This window comes from Staphylococcus sp. SA22, from assembly GCF_054165785.1.
Genome location: NZ_JBSZQY010000001.1, coordinates 73,662 through 97,277 on the forward strand (window position 1 = coordinate 73,662; position 23,616 = coordinate 97,277).

A 23,616-nucleotide genomic window follows, 5' to 3' on the forward strand; every position below is an offset into this window, starting at 1 on the left:
ACATGATTGATTATAAATCATTAGGCCTTAGCGAAGAAGACCTAAAAGTAATATATAAATGGATGGATTTAGGTAGAAAAATAGATGAAAGACTGTGGTTATTGAACCGTGCAGGTAAAATTCCATTTGTTGTAAGTGGTCAAGGACAAGAAGCAACTCAGATTGGGATGGCATACGCATTAGAAGAAGGTGATATTACTGCGCCTTATTATAGAGATCTAGCTTTCGTTACTTATATGGGTATCTCAGCGTATGATACGTTTTTATCAGCGTTTGGAAAGAAAGACGATGTTAACTCTGGTGGAAAACAAATGCCATCACACTTTAGTAGTAGAGCTAAGAATATTTTGTCACAAAGTTCACCGGTAGCAACTCAAATACCCCATGCTGTTGGTGCTGCTTTAGCTCTAAAAATGGATGGTAAGAAGAAAATTGCAACAGCAACTGTTGGTGAAGGCAGCTCAAACCAAGGTGACTTCCATGAAGGTTTAAACTTCGCGGGTGTACACAAACTTCCTTTTGTATGTGTCATTATAAATAATAAATATGCAATTTCAGTACCTGATTCATTACAATACGCAGCTGAAAAATTATCTGATAGAGCACTTGGTTACGGTATACATGGTGAACAAGTAGATGGTAATGATCCTTTAGCAATGTATAAAGCGATGAAAGAAGCAAGAGATCGAGCTATTTCTGGTCAAGGTTCAACTTTGATTGAAGCAGTAACTTCTCGTATGACAGCACATTCATCAGATGATGACGACCAATATCGTACAAAAGAAGAGCGTGAAGCGCTTAAAAAAGCAGACTGCAACGAAAAGTTCAAAAAAGAGTTACTTTCAGCTGGCATTATCGATGATGCTTGGTTGGCAGAAATAGAAGCAGAACATAAAGACATTATCAATAAAGCGACAAAGGCTGCTGAAGACGCGCCATATCCAAGTGTTGAAGAAGCCTATGCATTTGTGTACGAAGAAGGGAGTCTTAACTAATGGCTAAATTATCTTATTTAGAGGCGATTCGCCAGGCGCAAGACTTAGCATTACAACAAAATAAAGATGTATTTATTCTTGGTGAAGATGTTGGTAAAAAAGGTGGCGTATTTGGTACTACTCAAGGACTGCAACAACAATATGGTGAGGACAGAGTTATCGATACACCATTAGCTGAGTCAAATATTGTCGGAACAGCCATTGGCGCAGCTATGGTTGGTAAAAGACCAATTGCTGAGATTCAGTTTGCAGATTTTATCTTACCTGCAACAAATCAAATTATTAGTGAAGCCGCTAAAATGCGTTATCGTTCAAATAATGAATGGCAATGCCCATTAACGATTCGTGCACCATTTGGTGGCGGTGTTCATGGTGGACTTTATCATTCACAAAGTATTGAAAGTATATTTGCTTCATCACCAGGTTTAACAATTGTTATCCCTTCAACACCGTATGATGCTAAAGGTCTATTATTATCTTCAATTGAATCAAATGATCCTGTTTTATACTTTGAACATAAAAAGGCGTATAGATTCTTAAAGGAAGAAGTGCCAGAAGAATATTACACTGTACCTTTAGGAAAAGCAGATGTTAAACGTGAAGGTGAAGATTTAACAGTATTTTGTTATGGATTAATGGTCAATTATTGTTTACAAGCCGCTGATATTTTAGCTGCAGACGGTATCAATGTTGAAGTCGTAGATTTACGAACTGTTTATCCATTAGATAAAGAAACAATTATTGATCGTGCTAAACATACAGGTAAAGTTTTACTTGTAACTGAAGATAATTTAGAAGGCAGTATTATGTCTGAGGTGTCAGCGATTATTGCAGAACATTGTCTGTTTGAACTAGATGCACCAATCATGCGTTTAGCTGCTCCAGATGTACCATCTATGCCATTTTCTCCTGTATTAGAAAATGAAATTATGATGAATCCAGAAAAAATCTTAAATAAAATGCGTGAATTAGCAGAATTCTAGGGAGGGAAAGTCATGGAAATAACAATGCCTAAGTTAGGTGAGAGTGTTCATGAAGGTACCATTGAACAATGGTTAGTTTCTGTTGGTGATCATATTGATGAATATGAACCATTATGTGAAGTTATTACAGATAAAGTGACAGCTGAAGTCCCTTCCACGATATCTGGAACAATTACTGAAATTTTAGTTGAAGCGGGGCAGACGGTAGCTATTGATACAATTATCTGTAAAATTGAAACTGCTGATGAAAAGACAAATGAAACAACTGAAGAGATACAAGCAAAAGTGGATGAGGATACTCAGAAATCTACTAAAAGAGCTAGTGCAACAGTGGAACAGACATCTACTGCTAAACAAAATCAACCACGAAATAATGGTCGCTATTCACCTGTTGTATTTAAACTCGCTTCAGAGCATGACATTGATTTATCACAAGTTGTAGGTAGTGGATTTGAAGGTCGTGTAACTAAGAAAGATTTAATGTCAGTTATTGAAAATGGTGGTACCACAGCTCAATCTGACAAACAAGTTCAAACACAATCAACTTCAGTAGATACATCAAGTAACCAATCATCTGAAGGCAATAGTGAAAATAGCACAATACCAGTAAATGGTGTGCGTAAAGCAATTGCACAAAACATGGTTAATAGTGTAACGGAGATTCCACATGCATGGATGATGATTGAGGTTGATGCTACAAACCTTGTGAATACGAGAAACCATTATAAAAACAACTTTAAAAATAAAGAAGGATATAATTTAACTTTCTTTGCTTTCTTTGTAAAAGCTGTAGCAGATGCTTTAAAAGCATATCCATTATTAAATAGTAGCTGGCAAGGAAATGAAATTGTCTTACATAAAGATATTAATATTTCAATTGCTGTTGCTGATGAAAATAAATTATACGTACCTGTGATTAAGCATGCAGACGAAAAGTCAATCAAAGGTATAGCTAGAGAAATTAATACTTTAGCAACAAAAGCGCGTAATAAGCAATTGACAACTGAAGATATGCAAGGTGGAACATTTACAGTTAATAATACTGGTACATTTGGTTCAGTATCATCAATGGGGATTATAAATCATCCTCAAGCAGCGATTTTACAAGTAGAATCCATCGTTAAAAAGCCAGTAGTAATTAATGATATGATAGCAATTCGAAGTATGGTAAATTTATGTATTTCAATAGATCATCGTATTTTAGATGGTTTACAAACAGGTAAATTTATGAATCATATTAAACAGCGTATCGAACAGTATACTTTAGAAAATACAAATATATATTAGTGATAACATAGATGCATCTATCGACAACTTGTTTTATCTTGTTCTTGTCGATGGATGTATTATTTTTTGGCAATAAAATATTTGCAATATATTCAAAAAAGATAAAGAACAATAATCAACATGGTTGAATGCATTTTTGCAGTAAAGTCAAAATAAGACATCATACTTGAAATATATTAATGAAAACAGGGGAATAAATTAGTTTCCATGATTTTAAGCACAATAATGTTTGGTATATTGTTAAAATTGTGTCTAAATATAGGTGTGATTCAGATTAGTTTATTGAACAATATGTTATTAATTAGTAGAATGAGGATAGTTTAAATATAAAGGGATAGGTGATTGAACTTATGGACATGAATTTCGATTTATACATGAACGGTGTTGTAGAACAAGCAAGGAATGAAATTGAATCTGCGGGATATGAGCAATTAACTACTGCAGAAGATGTTGACAAAGTCCTTAAACAAGATGGTACAACACTAGTTATGATCAATTCTGTATGTGGTTGTGCAGGTGGTATCGCAAGACCAGCAGCATCACATGCTTTACATTATGACGTATTACCTGATCGTCTAGTGACAGTATTTGCTGGACAAGATAAAGAAGCGACACAAAGAGCGCGTGAGTACTTCGAAGGTTATGCGCCTTCAAGTCCGTCATTTGCATTATTAAAAGATCGAAAGATTACAGAAATGATTGAAAGACATCAAATCGAAGGTCATGATGTGATGAACGTAATTAATCAATTACAAACATTATTCAATAAATATTGTGAAGAAAGATAAGAGGCGCTAACCCATGTTAAAGTTAAATCCTTACAAGATTGGATTTAGAACAATAAAAACAGCAGTGGGTATGACTTTAGGTGTAATTATTAGTAAGCTGTTAGGTTTAGATAATTATGCTTCAAGCGCCATATTAGTCGTATTATGTATTAAACATACAAAAGTACATTCGCTACAAGCGATTATTTCAAGATTAGTATCATGTTTTTTAGTATTGTTTTTAGGTTCAGCAATATTTAGTTTATTAGGTCAGAGTCCAATTGTACTCGGTATTATCGTATTGTTATTTATACCATTAACTGTCGTATTAAAAGTACAAGAAGGTGTCATTACGAGTTGCGTTATATTACTTCATGTTTTTAATGCAAAATCAATTGATGCACATTTAATTGTTAATGAAACATTATTACTGTTAATTGGACTAAGCATTGCATTTACAATGAATTTAATGATGCCAAGTTTAGACAAACAACTAGACGAATACAAATGTAAAATTGAGCAACAAATTGCTGATATTTTTAGTAAATATAGTTATATTTGTGAAAAATATGAAGATACCATTGCGATTGAATTTGAAGCGTTACTTTTAAATATTAAAAAGGCGAAGTCTATCGCGTTCCGAGATGTTAAAAATCATTTTGTTAGAAACGAAAATTCATACTATCATTATTTTGATATGCGAGAAGAGCAAGTGGAATTGTTAATGAGAATGAAACCGCTCATCGAAAGTATCTGTCATAAAGATCCACTTTTAAATGATGTTGCGTCACTGCTGAAAGAAATTGGTCTAAATGTGAATAGTAATGACTATACAGCAATGCGTTTACACAATTTGTATGAGACGCGTTTGAAATTGGATGAACTGCCATTGCCAACAACGCACAAAGCGCTTAACTCGAGAGCAAGTATTATTCAAATATTAAATGAATTAGAAGAATATTTACAAATCAAATCGCAATTTGGTTCATTGAAAATGCATAGTGAAGTAGCTTAAAAAATAATCCATCCGTATGACCCATGTTTGAAAGTAATCGTTGCAATACGATAACTTATTAATACATGCGTTTATAACGGATGGATTTTTAATTGTATGATTTTGTATAGGTAGTTGAGATATAGTTTATAAAATTGGAATAATACTCGTTAATAACAATGCTAATACAACTGATACAAGCATAACGATAATGATAATTCTTAAAACTTTATTTTGCATTTTGTGTGCCTCCAAATGAATAACCTTTGTATTAATAATTACGACATAAGATATAAAACTTTTAACTTGAGACGATATAACTAGCAATCATCATAAAGGAATATTATAAAAAACATGAGTAAGTTTGCTTATGTCATTTTCCTCATTATACGATATCTTTGAAAAATCAATCAATATATTTTTGACAAAGCTTAGTTTGAGTTACAATAAATATATATATTAAATTGAAAATAATATGACACAATTTACAAGCCTGATAAATCTGTGTAACGTCAATTACTGTAACATTTTATTTCATCAATTTTTACCGTTTGGCGTACTTGAAAATTTTGATAAAAGGGGTTCCATTATGATTAATGAGGAAAGATTACTTAATACGTTTTTAGAACTTGTACAAATCGATTCTGAGACAGGGAATGAATCAACAATCCAACCTATTTTAAAAGAAAAATTCATAGCATTAGGGTTAGATGTTAAAGAAGATGAAGCGGCTAAACATCCGAAATTAGGTGCCAATAATCTAGTGTGTACAATGAAAAGTACTATCGAAGAAGGCGAAGTACCTAAATTATATTTGACGAGCCATATGGATACTGTTGTACCCGCAATTAATGTAAAGCCAATTGTAAAAGATGACGGCTACATATACTCTGACGGTACGACTATTCTAGGTGCAGATGATAAAGCAGGATTAGCAGCTATGCTTGAAGTTTTGCAAGTGATAAAGGAACAACAAATCCCACATGGACAAATTCAATTTGTGATTACTGTTGGAGAAGAATCAGGTTTAATTGGTGCTAAAGAATTAAATTCAGAGTTGTTGGACGCGGACTTTGGTTATGCTATTGATGCAAGTGCTGATGTCGGTACAACGGTTGTAGGTGCACCGACGCAAATGTTAATTTCAGCTAAAATTTTTGGCAAAACGGCTCATGCAAGTACGCCAAAAGAGGGTGTTAGTGCTATTAATATTGCGGCGAAAGCAATTAGTCGAATGAAATTAGGACAAGTTGATGAAATAACTACTGCCAATATTGGTAAGTTTCATGGCGGTTCAGCTACGAATATTGTTGCAGATGAAGTCATTTTAGAAGCAGAGGCACGTTCTCACGATCCAGAAAGAATAAAAACACAAGTCAAACATATGACTGATGTGTTTGAAACAACTGCATCAGAATTAGGTGGGAAAGCAGTAGTTACAGTGGAGCAAAGTTATCCAGGATTTAAAATTAATGATAATGAAACGGTTGTTAAAATTGCACAAGAAAGTGCTCGTAATTTAGGATTATCTGCAAATACAATTATTTCTGGTGGCGGTTCAGACGGCAGTATTATTAATACATTTGGTATTCCTTCAGTCATTTTAGGAGTGGGTTATGAAAAAATCCATACAACAAATGAGAGAATGCCGATTAAATCATTGAACTTGCTTGCAAGTCAAGTGTTAGAAATAATCAAAATAGTTGCGCGACAATCGAAATGATTTAGTGTAGTGTATGTCTATTTTGTGATACAATACTAATGAAAAATCAACAAGTGAGGTAAGTAATATGACACAACAAATTGGAGTTATTGGTTTAGCCGTTATGGGTAAAAACCTAGCTTGGAATATTGAATCACGCGGATATAGTGTATCTGTATTTAACCGCTCAAGTGAAAAAACTGATTTAATGGTTGAAGAATCAAAAGGGAAAAATATTCATCCAACGTACTCATTGGAAGAATTTGTTAATTCTTTAGAAAAACCACGTAAAATTTTATTAATGGTTCAAGCAGGTAAAGCTACGGATGCAACGATTGATAGTTTGTTACCTTTATTAGATGATGGAGATATTTTAATTGATGGTGGTAATACAAACTATCAAGATACTATCAGACGTAATAAAGCATTAGCACAAAGTGCAATCAACTTTATTGGTATGGGCGTTTCTGGTGGTGAAATTGGAGCGTTAACTGGTCCGTCATTAATGCCGGGTGGACAAGAAGAAGCTTATAACAAAGTTGCAGATATTCTTGATGCAATTGCTGCAAAGGCAAAAGACGGTGCTTCATGTGTTACTTATATTGGACCTAATGGTGCTGGACACTATGTGAAAATGGTACACAATGGTATCGAATATGCTGACATGCAATTAATTGCAGAAAGTTATGCTATGATGAAAGAATTATTAGGCATGTCTCATGAAGACATTGCTCAAACGTTCAAAGACTGGAATGCTGGTGAATTAGAAAGTTATTTAATTGAAATCACTGGTGATATTTTCATGAAATTAGATGAAAATAAAGAAGCATTAGTTGAAAAAATTCTTGATACTGCAGGTCAAAAAGGTACAGGAAAATGGACTTCAATTAACGCATTAGAATTAGGTATTCCATTAACAATCATTACTGAATCTGTATTTGCACGTTTTATCTCTTCAATCAAAGAAGAGCGCGTAAATGCTTCTAAAGAATTAAATGGTCCAAAAGCATCATTTGATGGTGACAAGAAAGACTTTTTAGAAAAAATTCGTAAAGCATTATATATGAGTAAAATTTGTTCTTATGCACAAGGTTTCGCGCAAATGCGTAAAGCAAGTGAAGATAATGAATGGAATTTAAAACTTGGTGATTTAGCTATGATTTGGAGAGAAGGTTGCATTATCCGTGCACAATTCTTACAAAAGATCAAAGATGCTTACGATAATAATCCAGGATTACAAAACTTATTGCTAGATCCTTACTTTAAAAACATCGTTACTGAATATCAAGATGCGTTACGTGATGTTGTCGCAACTGGTGTTCAAAATGGTGTACCAACACCTGGTTTCTCATCAAGTATTAATTACTATGATAGTTACCGTGCAGCTGATTTACCTGCAAACTTAATTCAAGCACAACGTGACTACTTCGGTGCTCACACGTACGAAAGAAAAGATAAAGAAGGCGTATTCCATACACAATGGATTGAAGAATAATATTGACTAAAGGATAGTTGAAAGATACTATCCTTTTTTATATCTTTTGATTAATATAAAAAAGAGTGTGATAGAGTAGATACAACCTATAAAAAATTACACAAGTATTATCTTTGACCGTAAAATCATCCTGCCATATTTTTAAGCATTTTGTGAAGTAATAAAATATTTACTGTGTTATGATAGCATGTACTATAGAGAAATAGAGGTACTATTTTATGGAAAAGTTAAATCAAGTTATGTTATATGTTGATGATGTTGAAAAAGCGAAAGCATTTTGGACAGAAACTTTAGAATTTGTTGTTGTAAGTGAAACACCGTTAGCTGAGGACTATGTTGCAGTTGAAGTATCACCTACGAAAGATGCTGAAACGTCATTGACGATTATGGCAAAAGAATTTATTGAAAAGTATAGCCCGGAGGTGAACCTAGGAACACCATCTTTAATGTTTAAAGAGAAAAACTTTGATGCATTATACTCAAAATTAAATGATTTAGGTTTAACTGGGCATGATATAGCAGAAATGAATGGTCGACGTGTATTTAATTTCCAAGATGGCCAAGGTAACTATTTTGCAGTTAGTGACTAAACAATCGATTTTAATATTTATACAAACCTTTATATTGATTTTCGGATTGAATTTCAGTATGAAGGTTTTATTTTTATCGTTTTATGCAATCGTTTGCACAAATCTTTTGACTTTTTTAGAAAGTGTGACTAAACTGATATTATACAGGGATTGGAAGCGTTTTCCAATACAGAGATTAACAGGAGGTGATTAAATGGTTACGATTAAAGATGTTGCACTAAAAGCCGGTGTTTCTCCTTCGACAGTTTCAAGAGTTATAAAAGGAAATCAACGTATTAGCGAAGCGACAATTTCAAAAGTGAAGAAAGTTATGGAAGAATTGAATTATTTTCCTAATACCGCTGCTAGAACTTTAATTACAAACCAAACATATAAAATTGGTTTAGTGTTAAAAGGTTCTGAGGAGCCTATTCGACTGAATCCATTCTACATCAATGTATTGCTAGGGATTTCTGAAACGTGCAACCAGCATGGCTATGGTACACAAACGACAGTCTCAAATAATATGAATGATTTAATGAATGAAGTTTATAAAATGATTAAACAACGAATGGTTGATGCGTTTATACTGCTCTATTCAAAAGAAAATGATCCGATTAAACAAATGTTAATTGATGAAAACATGCCATTTATTGTGATTGGTAAACCTACATCGGATATAGATCATCAATTTACACACATAGATAATGATAATATATTAGCTTCTGAAAATTTGACACGACATGTTATTGAACAAGGTGTAGATGAATTAATATTTATTACAGAAAAAGGCGATTTTGAAGTTTCGAAAGACAGGATTCAAGGATTTGAAACGATAGCTTCTCAAAATAAAATTAATTATCAAATTATTGAGACTAGTAATGAAAGAGAAGTTATTTTTAATTACATGCAAAATCTACATACGCGTTTGAAGGACCCAAATATTAAACAGGCAATCATTTCGTTAGATGCTATGTTACATTTAGCGATTTTAAGTGTCCTATATGAACTTAATATTGAAATTCCGAAAGATGTAATGACAGCAACGTTCAATGATTCTTATTTAACCGAAATTGCGTCACCACCTCAAACCTGTATTGACATCAAGCCTCGAATGTTAGGTCAACAGGCTGGTGCAGCAATTTTAAATATATTAAAAAATAAAGCACAGGATGTTATTGAACTCGTCATTATAGATACAGAATTAAAAATAAGAAAATCAACACAGCGATAGCAAAGGAGTTTTAAAATGAATAAGCAATGGTGGAAAGAAGCAGTAGCATATCAAGTATATCCAAGAAGTTTTAATGATAGTAATCACGATGGTATTGGGGATTTACCTGGAATGATTGATAAATTGGACTACTTAAAAGATTTAGGTATCGATGTCATTTGGCTCAGTCCAATGTTTAAATCACCTAATGATGACAATGGTTATGATATTAGTGACTACCAAGAGATTATGGATGAATTTGGAACGATGGAAGACTTTGATCGTTTATTAAAAGGTGTTCATGATAGAGGCATGAAGCTTATTTTAGATTTAGTTGTAAATCATACATCTGATGAACATCCTTGGTTTATAGAATCTAAATCTAGTAAAGACAATCCCAAACGTGATTGGTACATTTGGCAAGATCCAAAGCCAGATGGCTCTGAACCAAACAACTGGGAAAGTATCTTTAATGGATCTACATGGGAATATGATGCTAATACTGAGCAATATTATTTCCATCTATTCAGTAAAAAACAACCTGATTTGAATTGGGGTAATCCGGAAGTTAGAGATGCTGTATTTGAAATGATGAACTGGTGGTTTGATAAAGGCATTGATGGCTTTAGAGTAGATGCAATTACGCATATTAAGAAGACGTTTGAAGCGGGTGACTTACCTGTACCTGAGGGTAAAACATATGCCCCAGCATTAGATGTAGATATGAATCAGCCAGGTATACAAACTTGGTTACAAGAGATGAAAGATCGCTCATTAAGTAAGTATGACATTATGACTGTTGGTGAAGCGAATGGTGTAAGCCCTGATGATGCTGATGACTGGGTCGGGGAAGAAAATGGTAAATTTAATATGATATTCCAATTTGAACATTTGGGACTGTGGAATAGTGGTGATTCTCACTTTGATGTAAATTCGTATAAATCTGTATTAAATAGATGGCAAAAACAACTTGAAAATAAAGGTTGGAATGCGTTGTTTATTGAAAATCACGACCAACCACGACGTGTATCGACGTGGGGTGACGATGACAAGTATTGGTATGAATCAGCAACAAGTCATGCAGCAGTTTATTTCTTGCAACAAGGTACGCCATTCATTTATCAAGGTCAAGAAATTGGTATGACGAATTATCCATTTGAAAGTATTGAAACATTTAACGATGTTGCTGTTAAAAATGACTATCAAATTGTGAAAGCTCAAGGTGGAGATGTAGACGCTTTACTTGCAAAATATAAAGATGAGAACCGAGATAATTCTCGCACACCAATGCAATGGGATGATACGTTAAATGGAGGATTTACAAATGGTGAACCGTGGTTCCCAGTGAATCCGAATTATAAAACTATCAATGTTGCACAACAATTAGAAGATGAGCATTCAGTATTACAATTTTATAAAGATTTAATTCAATTAAGAAAGTCTAATGATGTTTACGTATATGGTCAATTTGATTTAGTAGATGCTGAAAATTTACAAGTTTTTGCATACACGAGAACATTAAATGAAAAGCAAGTTCTTATTGTAGGTAATCTTACTAACCACGAAGCAGAATTAACTGTACCATTTGATATAAGTCATGGAGAAGTGAAGCTATTTAATTATGATGCCAAAGTTAATTTAAAACAGTTACGTCCATATGAAGCATGTGTTATCGAATTAAATTAACATATTAATATGCCCCCTAATAGTATCTAAGGCCATTTGTAGACCTATAGATATATTAGGGGGCTTCTTTGTTTTTAATTATTTAATCTTCGTCATAAGGACTCTGTTTAACAGGAATCCAAAGCTGAATTTTAGTGAATGGGTCATTAAATGAAATATCGAGAGGGTACACTTCAACATATAAATCATTTCGTTCATATGGCAATGTTAACTGCAAACTTGATTCAATATAGTACCAAGCTTCATTAGTTGCATAATCAATTTCACCTTGTAAATTGAATTTCGCACAATGTTTGCCAGGTAAAAATCGACTTTCTAAGTGTGCAGGATAACGTTCACTTGGTACACCTACAAATATTTCTAAACCATTTTCAAGAGGACAACTAATAACAAATAGTTCAAATGGACTAACGTCATTATATCGTCGTAACTCTTTAATTTTACCATCAATGAGCAAGTCTTCTAAAAAATCCGGAACATTAAAAGGATGTGACAAATACTTAGTGTCTATAAATCGTGCATATCCAACCAATGAAATATCATCTGTCTCTTCTAATCTGTATGGATAGGGTGCTCTCTCAGTAGTTGATAATTTGATATATAATCGCTCTTGAATTTGTAATTCATCTTTTTTAGTAGAAGCTTGAATAGGTGATACGCCGTGAAAATCACTAAAATCATTTGCAAAATCATTTGAATTTGCATAGTGATATTTTTTAGCGATATCTACAAGTCGTGTAGCACCATTAATCACATCATTTGCAGCGAGTGTCATTTTACGCGCGCGTGCATAAGCTTCTGGAGATAAGCCGACAATCATTTTAAATGATTGATCAAGATGGTATGGCGAAAGACCAACGTAATCACTTAATTCTTGCAAATTGAAAGGCTCTAATAAACGATCTTCAATATAAACAATTGCCTGTTGTATTTGCTTGATAACGTCCAAAACTTTCACTCCAATTAATTCAATCATTTATTTTTATTCTACATTATTTCTATAAATTATACACCCATTTGTTCAATGATTATTAAAATAGTTTTGGGCATTGTAAAATATAATTTCATAATATAGTCTAGAAAAAAAGCGAATGATAGAACAATTGATTTACTTGATTCGTAATCAATCCTTGTCATTCGCTCATTTATTTTTGTTTAACATGTGCGTTTTAATTCAATTATTGAATATCGTCCCACCAATGGTTACCATCACGAGCAAGTAATAAATCACTTTCTAATGGACCATTAGTACCTGATTCATAGTTAGGGAATTCTGGATCAACCATATTCCATTCATCTTGAATTGCATCAACAAATTTCCATGTTGATTTTAATTCTTCCCAGTGCGTAAAGTTAGTGGCATCACCTTTAAGACAATCAAATAATAGATTTTCATATGCATCTACAGTATTCATTTTATCTTGAGCGCTCATTGAATAAGACAATTGAACAGGTTCAGTTTCGATACCTTGTGTATTTTTCTTAGCATTTAGATGTAAAGATACACCTTCATTAGGTTGAATATTGATTACTAATAGGTTTGAATCTAACAGTTTATCAGTTTCATAGTATAAGTTCATTGGTACTTCTTTAAATTCAACGACAACTTGAATTGTTTTAGATTTCATACGTTTACCAGTACGGATATAGAATGGTACGCCAGCCCATCTAAAGTTATCAATTGTTAATTTACCTGAAACAAAGGTAGGAGTGTTAGAGTCATCTGCAACGCGATCTTCATCACGGTATGCTTTAACTTGTTTACCATCGATATAGCCTTCGCCATATTGACCACGAACAAAGTTCTTTTTAACATCTTCAGATTGGAAATGACGCAGTGATTTAAGTACTTTTACTTTCTCAGCACGGATATCTTCACTATTTAAACTAATAGGTGCTTCCATAGCTAATAATGCAACCATTTGTAACATGTGGTTTTGCACCATATCTTTTAGTGCACCACTTGATTCATAATAACCACCACGATCTTCAACGCCCAGTATTTCAGAAGATGTAACTTGGATGTTTGAAATATATTTGTTATTCCATAATGGTTCAAACATCGCATTCGCAAAACGTAATACCTCGATATTTTGAACCATGTCTTTTCCTAAATAGTGGTCAATACGATAAATTTCTTCTTCTTTAAATGATTTACGAATTTGATTGTTTAATGCTTCGGCTGATTTTAAATCACTACCGAATGGTTTTTCGATAACAAGGCGTTTAAATCCTTTTGTATCAGTAAGACCAGAAGATTTTAGATAATCAGAAATAACGCCAAAGAATTGTGGTGCCATTGCTAAATAGAATAGTCGATTACCTTTTAATTCAAATTGGCTGTCTAATTCATTACTAAAATCTAATAATTCTTGATAGCTTTCTTCATTACTAACATCATGTCTATGATAGAAGACATGTTCCATAAACGCGTCAATTTTGTTTGTATCTTTTACGTGCTTTTGAATTGATGATTTTACTTGATTACGGAAATCATCATTAGTAATGTCACGACGTCCAATACCGATGATGGCAATATGTTCATCTAAATTGTCTTGTTGGTAGAGATGGAATATTGATGGAAACAACTTACGATGGCTTAAGTCACCAGTTGCACCAAAGATTGTGATTAAACAAGGGATGTGTTTGTTTTTAGTACTCAAGATTAAAACCTCAATTCTTAATTAGATATATGATTTATTATTATAAGATAATCCATTCAGCAGGTCATTCAATATGCTCGACAGTATGCAGTGTCTTAAATGAAATATCGATTCATGTATCATGTTTAATGTGATACTTATTAATGATAAGTATAACGTAATTATCAAAATTTATATAGTTTTGTCTACGTTAAAGTTAGAAAAATTAACTAGCAAAGACGAATTTTTAACAGATTTTGATTCAAGTATAAATTAAAACTAAATTGATACAAATTTTATGATAAAATGAATTGAAGAAAAGGAGGGGCATATATGGAAGTTACATTTTTTGGAACGAGTGCAGGTTTGCCTACAAAAGAGAGAAATACACAAGCAATCGCCTTAAATTTAGAACCATATTCCAATTCCATATGGCTTTTCGACGTTGGTGAAGGTACACAGCACCAAATTTTACATCATGCAATTAAATTAGGAAAAGTGACACATATATTTATTACTCATATGCATGGCGATCATATTTTTGGTTTGCCAGGATTACTTTCTAGTCGTTCTTTTCAGGGCGGTGAACAAAAGCCGCTTACATTAGTTGGACCAAAAGGAATTAAAGCATATGTGGAAATGTCTATGAATTTATCAGAGTCACATTTAAACTATCCAATTACATATATTGAAATCGATGATCATCTAACATATCATCATGATGGTTTTACTGTAGAGGCGCATTTACTTAATCATGGTATTCCATCATATGGATATAGAGTAATGGCACCTGAAACTACAGGTACAATCAATGTTGAAGCGTTAAAAAACATTGGTCTTGAACCAGGTCCTAAATATCAAGAAGTAAAATCTCATGATACATTTGAACATAATGGTCAAGTTTATCAATCAAAAGATTTTAGAGGTGAGTCCAAACAGGGTCCAATTGTAGCAATTTTTGGTGATACAAAACCATGTTCTAATGAACGTGTGATTTCTAGAGATGCTGATGTGATGGTACATGAAGCGACCTATATAGATGGTGAAAAGCATTTAGCCAACAATTATCATCATAGCCATATTGAAGACGTATTTGCATTGATAAAAGAAGCCAATGTTAAACGTACGTTGATTACACATTTGAGCAATCGCTATAATACAGAAGATATAAATGAAATTTATCAAACATTGATACAAAATGAGGATACGCCGAATTTTAATTTTGTGAAAGATTTTGATAGTTTTAAAGTCTAATGACAAAGTAATAAACAATGCTTGCCAAATAGTAATAATTTATAAAAATAACCCGTCAAACACAGTGCTTGCGATGATGCATACATGTGTTGGCGGGTTTGTTTTTATTGGTCTTCTATATTAGAAAGTTCAATACTACGGTCGACGGCAGCGTTTAGACAATCTTCGAAAATAGATACTAAATCATATTGTGACAATGTATCAAGGCCAGCTTGTGTCGTACCACCTTTAGAGGTAATATTTTTTCTTAATTGAGCCATGCTCAAATCTGAACGTTCAATCATCTTACTTGTACCTATAATAAGGTTGCGTATAGATTCTTCAACTTGTTCTTTTTCTAGACCAAGTTTCGTACCAGCTTTAACGTATTGCTCGAATACATGATATAAAAATGCTGGGCCGCTTCCGGTGATAGCTGTTACTTGATGTAAATGATCCTCTGATACTTCAATTACAGAACCAAATGCTTTAACTAAATCGTTAATTTCATCTTTAGATTTAGGGTCAAAGTTGTTTGAAAAACTAATGCCAGTAACTGAGTGTCCAACTTGCGCATTTGTGTTTGGCATAATTCTAGCAACTGGATTTTGGCATTCTAATTGTTGTTTAATATAATCAATCGGAATACCTGCCATAATTGAAATGAAGCAATTGTCTTTTGTGATATGTGGTTTGATGCGTGTTGCTAGAGCATCAAAGTCATGTGGTTTGGTACCTAAAAATACATAATCTGCATCTTTTAATAATGTCGCATCATCATAACTATAGTTAACACCTAGTTTTTCAGCGAATGCTTTTAAAGCTTGTTCATTAGATTTATTTGTTAAATATATATCATTGGCATCTAAGTTGCTTGAGTTAATAATTCCTGTAAATATAGCTTGTGCCATATTACCAGCTCCATAAAATACGAGTTTCATTAACGTCACATCCCTTTAGTTTTTGATTTGTATGTTATATTTTCTTATTATTGTATATATATTAGGAAAGATAATCAACTTGTCTCAATTATGTAAAGTTGATAAATTGCATTCTATATAATGGAAAAGGAAGGTTAATTGATGAAAGGACAACATTTTATAGTGACTGGTGGTACAAGTGGTTTAGGTTTATCGATTGTCCGAAAGTTACTAGAAAATAAAGTGAATGTAACGTTGTTGGTGCGTGATGTTGATAAAGCAGCTAGAATCTTTGAACAGGAATCGGGGAAAACTATAAATGTTATTCCTTGTGACTTAAATGATATGAAGTCGATACAGGCACTGCAATTTGAAGAAAATATATCATTCGATGGATTCATTTATAGTGCAGGTTTAGGTTATTTTAAATCTATTTCAGACCATAATTTTTCAGAAATGATTGAAACGTATCAGCTTAATTTAATTAGTTTTAATGTTTTATATACTGTGTTGAGACCATATTTAACATCTAACGCACATATTGTAGGTATTTCAAGTCAAGCTGCATTTTCCACACAAGCAAATGCTGCACATTATGGGGCATCGAAAGCAGGGTTTTATGCATTAATGAATGCTTTAAGACTAGAGTCACCAAACTTACATATCATGACAGTTAATGTTGGCCCGATTGATACACCTTTTCATCAAAAAGCCGACCCATCAATGAAGTATGCTAAAAAGATGGGGAAAATTATGCTTGATGCTAATCAGCTTGCAGAAGATATCATTTATGGCATTAAAACAAAACAATTAGAAATTAATCGGCCTAAATGGATGCATCATGCGTTGAAAATGTATCAAATTGCGCCTAGATTTTTTGAACGATGTTTCCCTAAATTATTTAAAAATAAAGCATAAATAGGTGGGATGGCAATGAACTGTCAATCGGAGAGTGTGTTAAGACTTTGTGTACGATATGCGGAACAACTATCAGTATTTGAAGAATTTACAGTGCTGGATATTTTAAGCGATATTTCTGTAGACCAATTTTCAGACAGTACATTATATTATACTTGTGAAAAATTCAAACTACTTGTGTTGCAAGGAAATGTGCTGGGTGTACAAGTAATAACTAATAATGATGAATCAACATGCGAAGTGAAATATAGAAAGGTGTTTTAATAAAATTATTAAAAGATGAAGTGGCAGAAGTTTGCTTAAGGCACTGCCGCAGGGCGAAATTACTAAATACTGATGCGTAAGGACAACGCTTTAATTTCTATCATAAGTGAGTAATCTTAATCATAAATTATAGCGAATTTTACATAAACAACAGCAGTAAGGCATTTTTATAATGAAACGCCTCATACTGCTGTTTTTATTACTGAAAATGACTTCTACACTAAATGATTGGTATATTCCAAATCCTTGACACGAGCTCTTGCTGTTTTAATCTGATCTAAACTAACTTTAGTATGATAGTTTTCAATATTTTCTTTTAATTGGTCGACGCTACTTGCACCTACAATGATGGAACCAAGCACGTCATGTGATGTTAAATAACTAAATGTCAATGCAGATAAATTACTTTCAATTTCTTTAATAGAGGCTATTGTTTCACCCAATTCATCATGAGAATAATCAAAAATACCATCTTTAAATTTATTGTCGAGCACATTAACACTGTTTGAAGTTAATAATCCTTTAGACACAGGTCCTCTTGCTAATACTTTAACATCATTGTTGTGAATTGCATCTAATAATGATTCTGGACGATTATCAATCAAATTGAATTGAGACATTATCGTTTCGATTTGACTATGTTTTAAATAATAATCAATTACATTTGGGCGAATAGAAGAAATACCGTAAGCACGTATAATTCCTTCTTGTTTCAATTCATCAAATGCGCTTATTGTTTCGTCTAATGGGTCATCAATGCTTCCGCCATGAAGTTGATATAAATCGATATGATCAATGCCTAAACGCTTTAGTGAACCTTTAACTGCCTCTTTAATATAGGATTTACTCGGATCCCATGTTATACTGCCATCTTTTGTTAAACGATTGCCTACTTTTGTACCAATGACAATATCATCGCGTTGTTGATATTTAAGAAGTGCCTTACCAACAACTGATTCATTTATACCTTTATCGTACATGTCTGCTGTATCAAAATAAGTGATACCATTTTCAACAGCGCAATCTAAAATTTGTTCGGCTTTTTTTAAATCTGTACCTAAACTCATGCAACCTAGACCTAATTCAGATAATGCAATACCACTTTTTAATATATTTTTTTGCATGTCTGTTCTCCTTTCGATACACTTTAGCTAACAAGCATAGTGTATCAATATATAATATGAATTTAAAGGAACGTGATTATAATGGATTTAAATGAAAAAACAATTGATCGAACAGTTATTTATAATGGCAAAATTGTAGATGTAGAAATTCATACAGTGACATTACCAAACGGTGAAACGTCAACAAGAGAATTAGTTTATCATAATGGTGCAGTTGCTGTTTGTGCAGTGACACCTAAAAAAGAAGTCGTATTAGTGAAACAGTATCGTAAACCAGTAGAAAAACCATTGCTAGAAATTCCAGCTGGTAAATTAGAAGATGATGAAGATAGAGTCGAAGCGGCTAAGCGTGAATTAGAAGAAGAAACAGGATATATTGCCAAAGAGTTAACACATGTTGTAGATATGTATGGTTCACCAGGTTTTTGTGATGAACAATTATCAATATATTTTACGGATAATTTAGAAGAAGGCACAGTTCACTTAGATGAAGATGAATTTGTCGAAGTCATTAAAGTTCCGATTGAGAATGTTAAATCGATGCTAATGAATAAAGAAATAGAAGATGCGAAGACTATCATTGCATTGCAACACCTATTATTAAATTATAATCATTCTAAATAACAAATGAGAAAAGCTTGCATTTTATTGAGAAAACTGTTAGTTTTAATTGTGAAGTTTGAAATTATTTGTAATGATTTTAATTATTAGTAGGGGAGTGGACATCGTTGGAAGAACGATTAAATCGCGTTAAGCAACAATTACAACAATCATCATATAAGCTAACGCCACAACGCGAAGCTACTGTTAGAGTTCTAATTGAAAATGAAAAAGATCATCTAAGTGCTGAAGACGTATATCTGAAAGTAAAAGACAAAGCGCCTGAAATTGGCTTGGCGACAGTATACAGAACGTTAGAGTTGTTAGCTGAACTAAAAGTTGTCGACAAAATTAACTTTGGTGATGGCGTCGCTCGTTTTGATTTAAGAAAAGAAGGCGCAAAACATTTCCACCATCATTTAGTATGTATGGAATGTGGTCGTGTAGATGAAATCGATGAAGATTTGTTACCAGAAGTTGAAAATCGAGTTGAAAATGAGTTCAATTTTAAAATTTTAGATCATCGTTTAACTTTCCATGGTGTGTGTGAAACGTGCCAAGCTAAAGGTAAAGGATAGTAAATTGCGTAGGTTAAATTAACCTTCGCTTTTTTTAGAGGTGTGGTTATGGAAACAATTATTGAAGAATATTTGCGTTTTATACAAATTGAAAAAGGTCTAAGTTCTAACACAATTGGTGCTTATAGACGTGATTTGAAAAAGTATCAAGATTATATGACTGAACATCATATCTCGCATATTGATTTTATAGATCGACAATTAATTCAAGAGTGTTTGGGGCATTTAATAGACCAAGGGCAATCTGCTAAATCTATTGCGCGATTTATTTCAACAATCCGTAGTTTTCATCAATTTGCTATAAGAGAAAAATATGCGGCGAAAGATCCAACGGTATTATTAGATTCACCAAAATATGACAAAAAATTGCCTGACGTTTTAAATGTTGACGAAGTGTTGGCTTTATTAGAAACGCCGGATTTAAATAAAATTAATGGTTATCGTGATCGTACGATGTTAGAACTTCTGTACGCAACGGGAATGCGTGTATCTGAATTGATACATTTAGAGTTAGAGAACGTGAACTTAATAATGGGGTTTGTACGCGTATTTGGTAAAGGCGATAAAGAAAGAATTGTACCATTAGGCGACGCAGTCATTGAGTACTTAACCACTTATATTGAAACGATTAGACCGCAACTTTTAAAAAAGACTGTTACTGAAGTCTTATTTTTAAATATGCATGGTAAACCTTTATCACGACAAGCAATATGGAAAATGATTAAACAAAATGGTGTAAAGGCAAACATTAAAAAGACGCTAACGCCACATACGTTACGCCACTCTTTTGCGACACATTTATTGGAAAATGGCGCAGATTTAAGAGCAGTGCAAGAGATGTTAGGTCACTCTGACATCTCTACTACCCAACTCTATACACATGTTTCAAAATCTCAAATTAGAAAAATGTATAACCAATTTCATCCTAGAGCATAAAGTGAACCATAACTCAAAAGTCACAATACACATGACTAAAAATGTCTGTGCTATTGTGGCTTTTTTAAATTGGTTGATTAATTACGTCTATGTTTTCTTAATTGAATCGCTTCTTCTTTTGCTGCAATAACTTCTGAACGATCACGCCGCATGTGATGGTCTACAATAAAAGGATCTGTTGCTGTTTCGTGATTATAATTATAATCTGGATAGTTGGCCTTGATGATGCGCTCAAAGTCTGGAGTTATTGGTAATATAACAGATGAAAAAGGCTTTGCTGCATTCAATTTTGCAATCTGTTGCTCAATTAACAACTGATAATCATTTAAATTAAGGTGTAACGCATCTCTATCTTTAGCATTTTGTATTATTTCTTTAGATTTATTAAAAGACTTATAGGCGCCTTTTAAATTATTGCGGCGATAATGGTAACAAGCAGTTGCAAACAAGATTAAACTAACAACTGCATCTTGCTTACTGTAGTTATTTTCAGCTTTCCATGCATCTTCTAAAATGTCATGACATAGGAAATAATGTTGCTTAGTATGAAATTGATAATAGAAATTTATCAGTGCCTGTTGCATTTTGTTATCACCCCAATTTAAAAGTAAGTTATTTTCATGCTATAATATTTTAGAGAATTATGCACATATGACGCAATACGAGGTAGATATTATGTATGAAGTTAAATTAGATGCTTTCAATGGACCATTAGATTTATTACTGCATCTTATCCAAAAATTTGAAATAGATATTTATGATATTCCTATGCAAGCATTAACAGAGCAGTATATGCAGTACGTTCATGCAATGAAACAGCTTGAAATTAATATTGCAAGTGAATACCTAGTATTAGCGTCAGAACTCTTAATGATTAAAAGTAAGATGCTATTACCACAATCAACATCAGATATGGATGTTGATGATGACCCACGGGAAGATTTAGTTGGGCGTTTAATAGAATATCAAAATTATAAAGAATATACTGCTATTTTAAATGACATGAAAGAAGAAAGAGATTTTTATTTTACAAAAAGACCGACAGATTTATCTCATTTGGAAACAGATGAATCTTGGGATCCAAATCATACGATTGATTTAACTGAATTAATTGTAGCTTATCAAAGAGTTAAAAATAGAGTTGAGTTAAATACACCTAAATCTGTTGAAATCCGAAAAGAGACATTTACCATTCAACAAGCTACAGAACAATTGACATCGAGATTGAAAGATAAAGATCATTTTAACTTCTTTAGTCTGTTTACGTTTTCTGAGCCAATTGAACAAGTAGTCACTCACTTTTTAGCTATTTTAGAGATGTCAAAAGCAGGAATAATTAATATTGAGCAACAACGTAATTTTGAAGATATTAACATTATTAGAGGAGTGAACTACCATTTTGGATAATCACGGTATATTAGAGTCGCTATTATATACAGCTGGCGATGAAGGTTTAGATGAAAAACAGCTATTAGAAATTTTAGATATATCGAAAGACCAACTCGTAGAATTAATTGAAAATTATTCATCACATGGATTAATAATACAACGATTTGGAACGACGTATGTTTTAACGACTAAAAAAGAAGCGGCAACGTACATTGAACAATTAATTGAACAAAAGTCACAAATGAAATTATCACAAGCAGCAATGGAAGTACTATCAATTATTGCTTATAACCAACCATTATCAAGAAGTGATATTGAATTAATTCGTAGTATCAATTCAGATGGTGCAGTTAAAACATTGATTGCCAAAGGACTAGTTGAGGCTAAAGTGGTCAATGAACAGCGTAGCCAACAATTAATCACTACTGATTTATTTTTAAATGTATTTGGTATTTCAAGTATAAAAGATTTGCCGACAACTGAAGAAGACGATGAAGAAATGGATGCTTTTTTCAGTAATCTAGTCAATCAAAAAGGAGAAAAAAATGACTAAAGAATTAGAACGATTACAAAAACGTATAGCAAATAGCGGTTATACTTCAAGACGTAAAGCAGAAACTTTAATTTCTGAAGGAAAAGTGAAAGTGAATGGTACAACTGTCACTGAATTAGGAACAAAAGTGAAGCCTTCAGATATGATTGAAGTTGAAGGTATTAAAATAGAACTAGAAGACAAAATTTACATTTTATTCCATAAACCAACTCAAGTGATAACAAGTGTATCTGATGATAGAGGACGTACAGTGGTTACAGATTACTTTAAAGATATCGAAGCGCGTATTTATCCTGTTGGTCGTTTAGACTATGATACTTCTGGACTGTTATTACTTACAAATGATGGTGAATTTACAAATTTAATGACACATCCTCGATATCAAATTAAGAAGAAATATGTCGCAAAATTAAAAGGCTATTTAATGCGTGAAGAAGTGAAAGCGCTAGAAAAAGGTATTGAATTAGAAGATGGTATGACGCAACCGGCTGAAGTGAAAGTTAAGAAACAAGATAAAGATAAAAACACAACATTGGTTGAAATTACAATTACAGAAGGGCGTAATCGTCAAGTCAGAAGAATGTTCGAACATTTTGGTCATCAAGTGACGAAACTGTCTCGTATTGAATATGGGCCTTTAAATGTTGTCGGTTTGAATGCTGGTGAAGGACGTGTATTGACGCCTCATGAAGTAAAGGTGATGCGTCATTTAGCAGAACATGGGAAATAATTAAATAAAATATGTATTTATCACAAAGTTTGAGAATT

26 protein-coding genes are annotated in these 23,616 nt (G+C 32.9%); 20 read left to right on the forward strand and 6 right to left on the reverse strand.

All coding sequences use genetic code 11. The annotated features are described in order from the left end of the window. Window positions 1-2: 2 nt before the first annotated feature. The 5 genes from ACXQH5_RS00415 (at window position 3) to ACXQH5_RS00435 (ending at window position 5,047) form a co-directional block, all read left to right on the forward strand. Window positions 3-995 carry a thiamine pyrophosphate-dependent dehydrogenase E1 component subunit alpha gene (locus ACXQH5_RS00415; RefSeq protein WP_000568351.1) on the forward strand — a complete coding sequence of 331 codons (993 nt, stop codon included), beginning with the start codon at window positions 3-5 and terminating at the stop codon, window positions 993-995. Continuing rightward, window positions 995-1,978: an alpha-ketoacid dehydrogenase subunit beta gene (locus tag ACXQH5_RS00420; protein WP_001096637.1), complete on the forward strand. Its 984-nt coding sequence runs from the start codon at window positions 995-997 to the stop codon at window positions 1,976-1,978. The genes ACXQH5_RS00415 and ACXQH5_RS00420 overlap by 1 nt, the downstream gene beginning before the upstream one ends. Before the next feature lie 12 nt (window positions 1,979-1,990). Continuing rightward, window positions 1,991-3,265 (forward strand): dihydrolipoamide acetyltransferase family protein, encoded by a 1,275-nt coding sequence (locus ACXQH5_RS00425; RefSeq protein WP_000406835.1) that lies wholly within the window; start codon window positions 1,991-1,993, stop codon window positions 3,263-3,265. Between the two features lie 350 nt (window positions 3,266-3,615). Next, entirely contained in the window at window positions 3,616-4,053 is a 438-nt protein-coding gene (gene brxB / locus ACXQH5_RS00430) for a bacilliredoxin BrxB (RefSeq protein WP_057504490.1), read from the forward strand. A 13-nt stretch (window positions 4,054-4,066) separates the two neighbouring features. After that, a complete protein-coding gene (locus ACXQH5_RS00435; RefSeq protein WP_000916193.1) occupies window positions 4,067-5,047 on the forward strand; it encodes an aromatic acid exporter family protein in 981 nt (326 codons plus the stop codon). A gap of 126 nt (window positions 5,048-5,173) precedes the next feature. Here ACXQH5_RS00435 and prli42 read toward each other — a convergent pair whose 3' ends face one another. Then, on the reverse strand, window positions 5,174-5,353 hold the full coding sequence (gene prli42, locus ACXQH5_RS00440) for a stressosome-associated protein Prli42 (RefSeq protein WP_001789875.1): 180 nt from the start codon (window positions 5,351-5,353) through the stop codon (window positions 5,174-5,176). Between the two features lie 262 nt (window positions 5,354-5,615). Between prli42 and ACXQH5_RS00445 the strand changes: the two genes are divergently transcribed. The 6 genes from ACXQH5_RS00445 (at window position 5,616) to ACXQH5_RS00470 (ending at window position 11,691) form a co-directional block, all read left to right on the forward strand. Further along, complete coding sequence (locus ACXQH5_RS00445) at window positions 5,616-6,749, forward strand: tripeptidase T (RefSeq protein WP_000606595.1); 1,134 nt, start codon at window positions 5,616-5,618, stop codon at window positions 6,747-6,749. A gap of 67 nt (window positions 6,750-6,816) precedes the next feature. Beyond that, window positions 6,817-8,223, forward strand: a complete 1,407-nt coding sequence (gene gndA / locus ACXQH5_RS00450) for an NADP-dependent phosphogluconate dehydrogenase (RefSeq protein WP_000193707.1) — start codon at window positions 6,817-6,819, stop codon at window positions 8,221-8,223. 218 nt (window positions 8,224-8,441) lie between these two features. Then, complete coding sequence (locus ACXQH5_RS00455; protein WP_000413438.1) at window positions 8,442-8,813, forward strand: VOC family protein; 372 nt, start codon at window positions 8,442-8,444, stop codon at window positions 8,811-8,813. After that, window positions 8,752-9,006, forward strand: coding sequence for a hypothetical protein (locus ACXQH5_RS00460; protein ID WP_078064550.1), 255 nt, complete (start codon window positions 8,752-8,754; stop codon window positions 9,004-9,006). Before ACXQH5_RS00455 ends, ACXQH5_RS00460 begins: the two co-directional genes overlap by 62 nt. Next, a complete protein-coding gene (locus ACXQH5_RS00465; RefSeq protein WP_000256343.1) occupies window positions 9,007-10,026 on the forward strand; it encodes a LacI family DNA-binding transcriptional regulator in 1,020 nt (339 codons plus the stop codon). A gap of 15 nt (window positions 10,027-10,041) precedes the next feature. Next, window positions 10,042-11,691: a glycoside hydrolase family 13 protein gene (locus ACXQH5_RS00470; RefSeq protein WP_001041937.1), complete on the forward strand. Its 1,650-nt coding sequence runs from the start codon at window positions 10,042-10,044 to the stop codon at window positions 11,689-11,691. Window positions 11,692-11,773: 82 nt separating this feature from the next. On the opposite strand, the gene ACXQH5_RS00475 is transcribed toward ACXQH5_RS00470, so the two are convergent. After that, a complete protein-coding gene (locus ACXQH5_RS00475; RefSeq protein WP_000382585.1) occupies window positions 11,774-12,640 on the reverse strand; it encodes an AraC family transcriptional regulator in 867 nt (288 codons plus the stop codon). A 229-nt stretch (window positions 12,641-12,869) separates the two neighbouring features. Further along, window positions 12,870-14,354, reverse strand: a complete 1,485-nt coding sequence (gene zwf, locus ACXQH5_RS00480) for a glucose-6-phosphate dehydrogenase (RefSeq protein WP_000105070.1) — start codon at window positions 14,352-14,354, stop codon at window positions 12,870-12,872. 312 nt (window positions 14,355-14,666) lie between these two features. Between zwf and rnz the strand changes: the two genes are divergently transcribed. Beyond that, window positions 14,667-15,587: a ribonuclease Z gene (rnz, locus tag ACXQH5_RS00485; protein WP_000454060.1), complete on the forward strand. Its 921-nt coding sequence runs from the start codon at window positions 14,667-14,669 to the stop codon at window positions 15,585-15,587. Window positions 15,588-15,691: 104 nt separating this feature from the next. On the opposite strand, the gene proC is transcribed toward rnz, so the two are convergent. Next, a complete protein-coding gene (gene proC, locus ACXQH5_RS00490; RefSeq protein WP_000779748.1) occupies window positions 15,692-16,507 on the reverse strand; it encodes a pyrroline-5-carboxylate reductase in 816 nt (271 codons plus the stop codon). Window positions 16,508-16,648: 141 nt separating this feature from the next. Here proC and ACXQH5_RS00495 point away from each other — a divergent pair, with 141 nt between their 5' ends. Together ACXQH5_RS00495 and ACXQH5_RS00500 are read left to right on the forward strand one after the other, a co-directional pair. Then, on the forward strand, window positions 16,649-17,404 hold the full coding sequence (locus tag ACXQH5_RS00495; RefSeq protein ID WP_000678238.1) for an SDR family NAD(P)-dependent oxidoreductase: 756 nt from the start codon (window positions 16,649-16,651) through the stop codon (window positions 17,402-17,404). A gap of 15 nt (window positions 17,405-17,419) precedes the next feature. After that, on the forward strand, window positions 17,420-17,668 hold the full coding sequence (locus tag ACXQH5_RS00500; RefSeq protein ID WP_000995798.1) for a hypothetical protein: 249 nt from the start codon (window positions 17,420-17,422) through the stop codon (window positions 17,666-17,668). Between the two features lie 215 nt (window positions 17,669-17,883). On the opposite strand, the gene ACXQH5_RS00505 is transcribed toward ACXQH5_RS00500, so the two are convergent. Then, a complete protein-coding gene (locus tag ACXQH5_RS00505; protein WP_458066357.1) occupies window positions 17,884-18,792 on the reverse strand; it encodes an aldo/keto reductase in 909 nt (302 codons plus the stop codon). An 81-nt stretch (window positions 18,793-18,873) separates the two neighbouring features. On the opposite strand from ACXQH5_RS00505, the gene ACXQH5_RS00510 reads away from it, so the two are divergent. The 3 genes from ACXQH5_RS00510 to xerD all read left to right on the forward strand — a co-directional run bounded on the left by ACXQH5_RS00510 (window position 18,874) and on the right by xerD (window position 20,906). Continuing rightward, a complete protein-coding gene (locus tag ACXQH5_RS00510; RefSeq protein WP_000365246.1) occupies window positions 18,874-19,416 on the forward strand; it encodes an NUDIX hydrolase in 543 nt (180 codons plus the stop codon). A 104-nt stretch (window positions 19,417-19,520) separates the two neighbouring features. Beyond that, window positions 19,521-19,970, forward strand: a complete 450-nt coding sequence (gene fur, locus ACXQH5_RS00515) for a ferric iron uptake transcriptional regulator (protein ID WP_000392691.1) — start codon at window positions 19,521-19,523, stop codon at window positions 19,968-19,970. A 48-nt stretch (window positions 19,971-20,018) separates the two neighbouring features. After that, window positions 20,019-20,906: a site-specific tyrosine recombinase XerD gene (gene xerD, locus ACXQH5_RS00520; protein ID WP_000447733.1), complete on the forward strand. Its 888-nt coding sequence runs from the start codon at window positions 20,019-20,021 to the stop codon at window positions 20,904-20,906. 77 nt (window positions 20,907-20,983) lie between these two features. Here the strand turns inward: xerD and ACXQH5_RS00525 are convergent, their stop codons facing one another. Next, entirely contained in the window at window positions 20,984-21,490 is a 507-nt protein-coding gene (locus ACXQH5_RS00525) for a DUF309 domain-containing protein (RefSeq protein ID WP_001183423.1), read from the reverse strand. A gap of 91 nt (window positions 21,491-21,581) precedes the next feature. On the opposite strand from ACXQH5_RS00525, the gene ACXQH5_RS00530 reads away from it, so the two are divergent. The 3 genes from ACXQH5_RS00530 to ACXQH5_RS00540 are packed head-to-tail and all read left to right on the forward strand — an operon-like array spanning window position 21,582 to window position 23,578. Then, window positions 21,582-22,313 (forward strand): segregation and condensation protein A, encoded by a 732-nt coding sequence (locus ACXQH5_RS00530; protein ID WP_000273370.1) that lies wholly within the window; start codon window positions 21,582-21,584, stop codon window positions 22,311-22,313. Further along, window positions 22,306-22,848, forward strand: a complete 543-nt coding sequence (gene scpB, locus ACXQH5_RS00535) for an SMC-Scp complex subunit ScpB (protein ID WP_000368658.1) — start codon at window positions 22,306-22,308, stop codon at window positions 22,846-22,848. Before ACXQH5_RS00530 ends, scpB begins: the two co-directional genes overlap by 8 nt. Next, window positions 22,841-23,578 carry a pseudouridine synthase gene (locus tag ACXQH5_RS00540; protein WP_000159570.1) on the forward strand — a complete coding sequence of 246 codons (738 nt, stop codon included), beginning with the start codon at window positions 22,841-22,843 and terminating at the stop codon, window positions 23,576-23,578. The genes scpB and ACXQH5_RS00540 overlap by 8 nt, the downstream gene beginning before the upstream one ends. The last annotated feature ends 38 nt before the right edge of the window (window positions 23,579-23,616 follow it).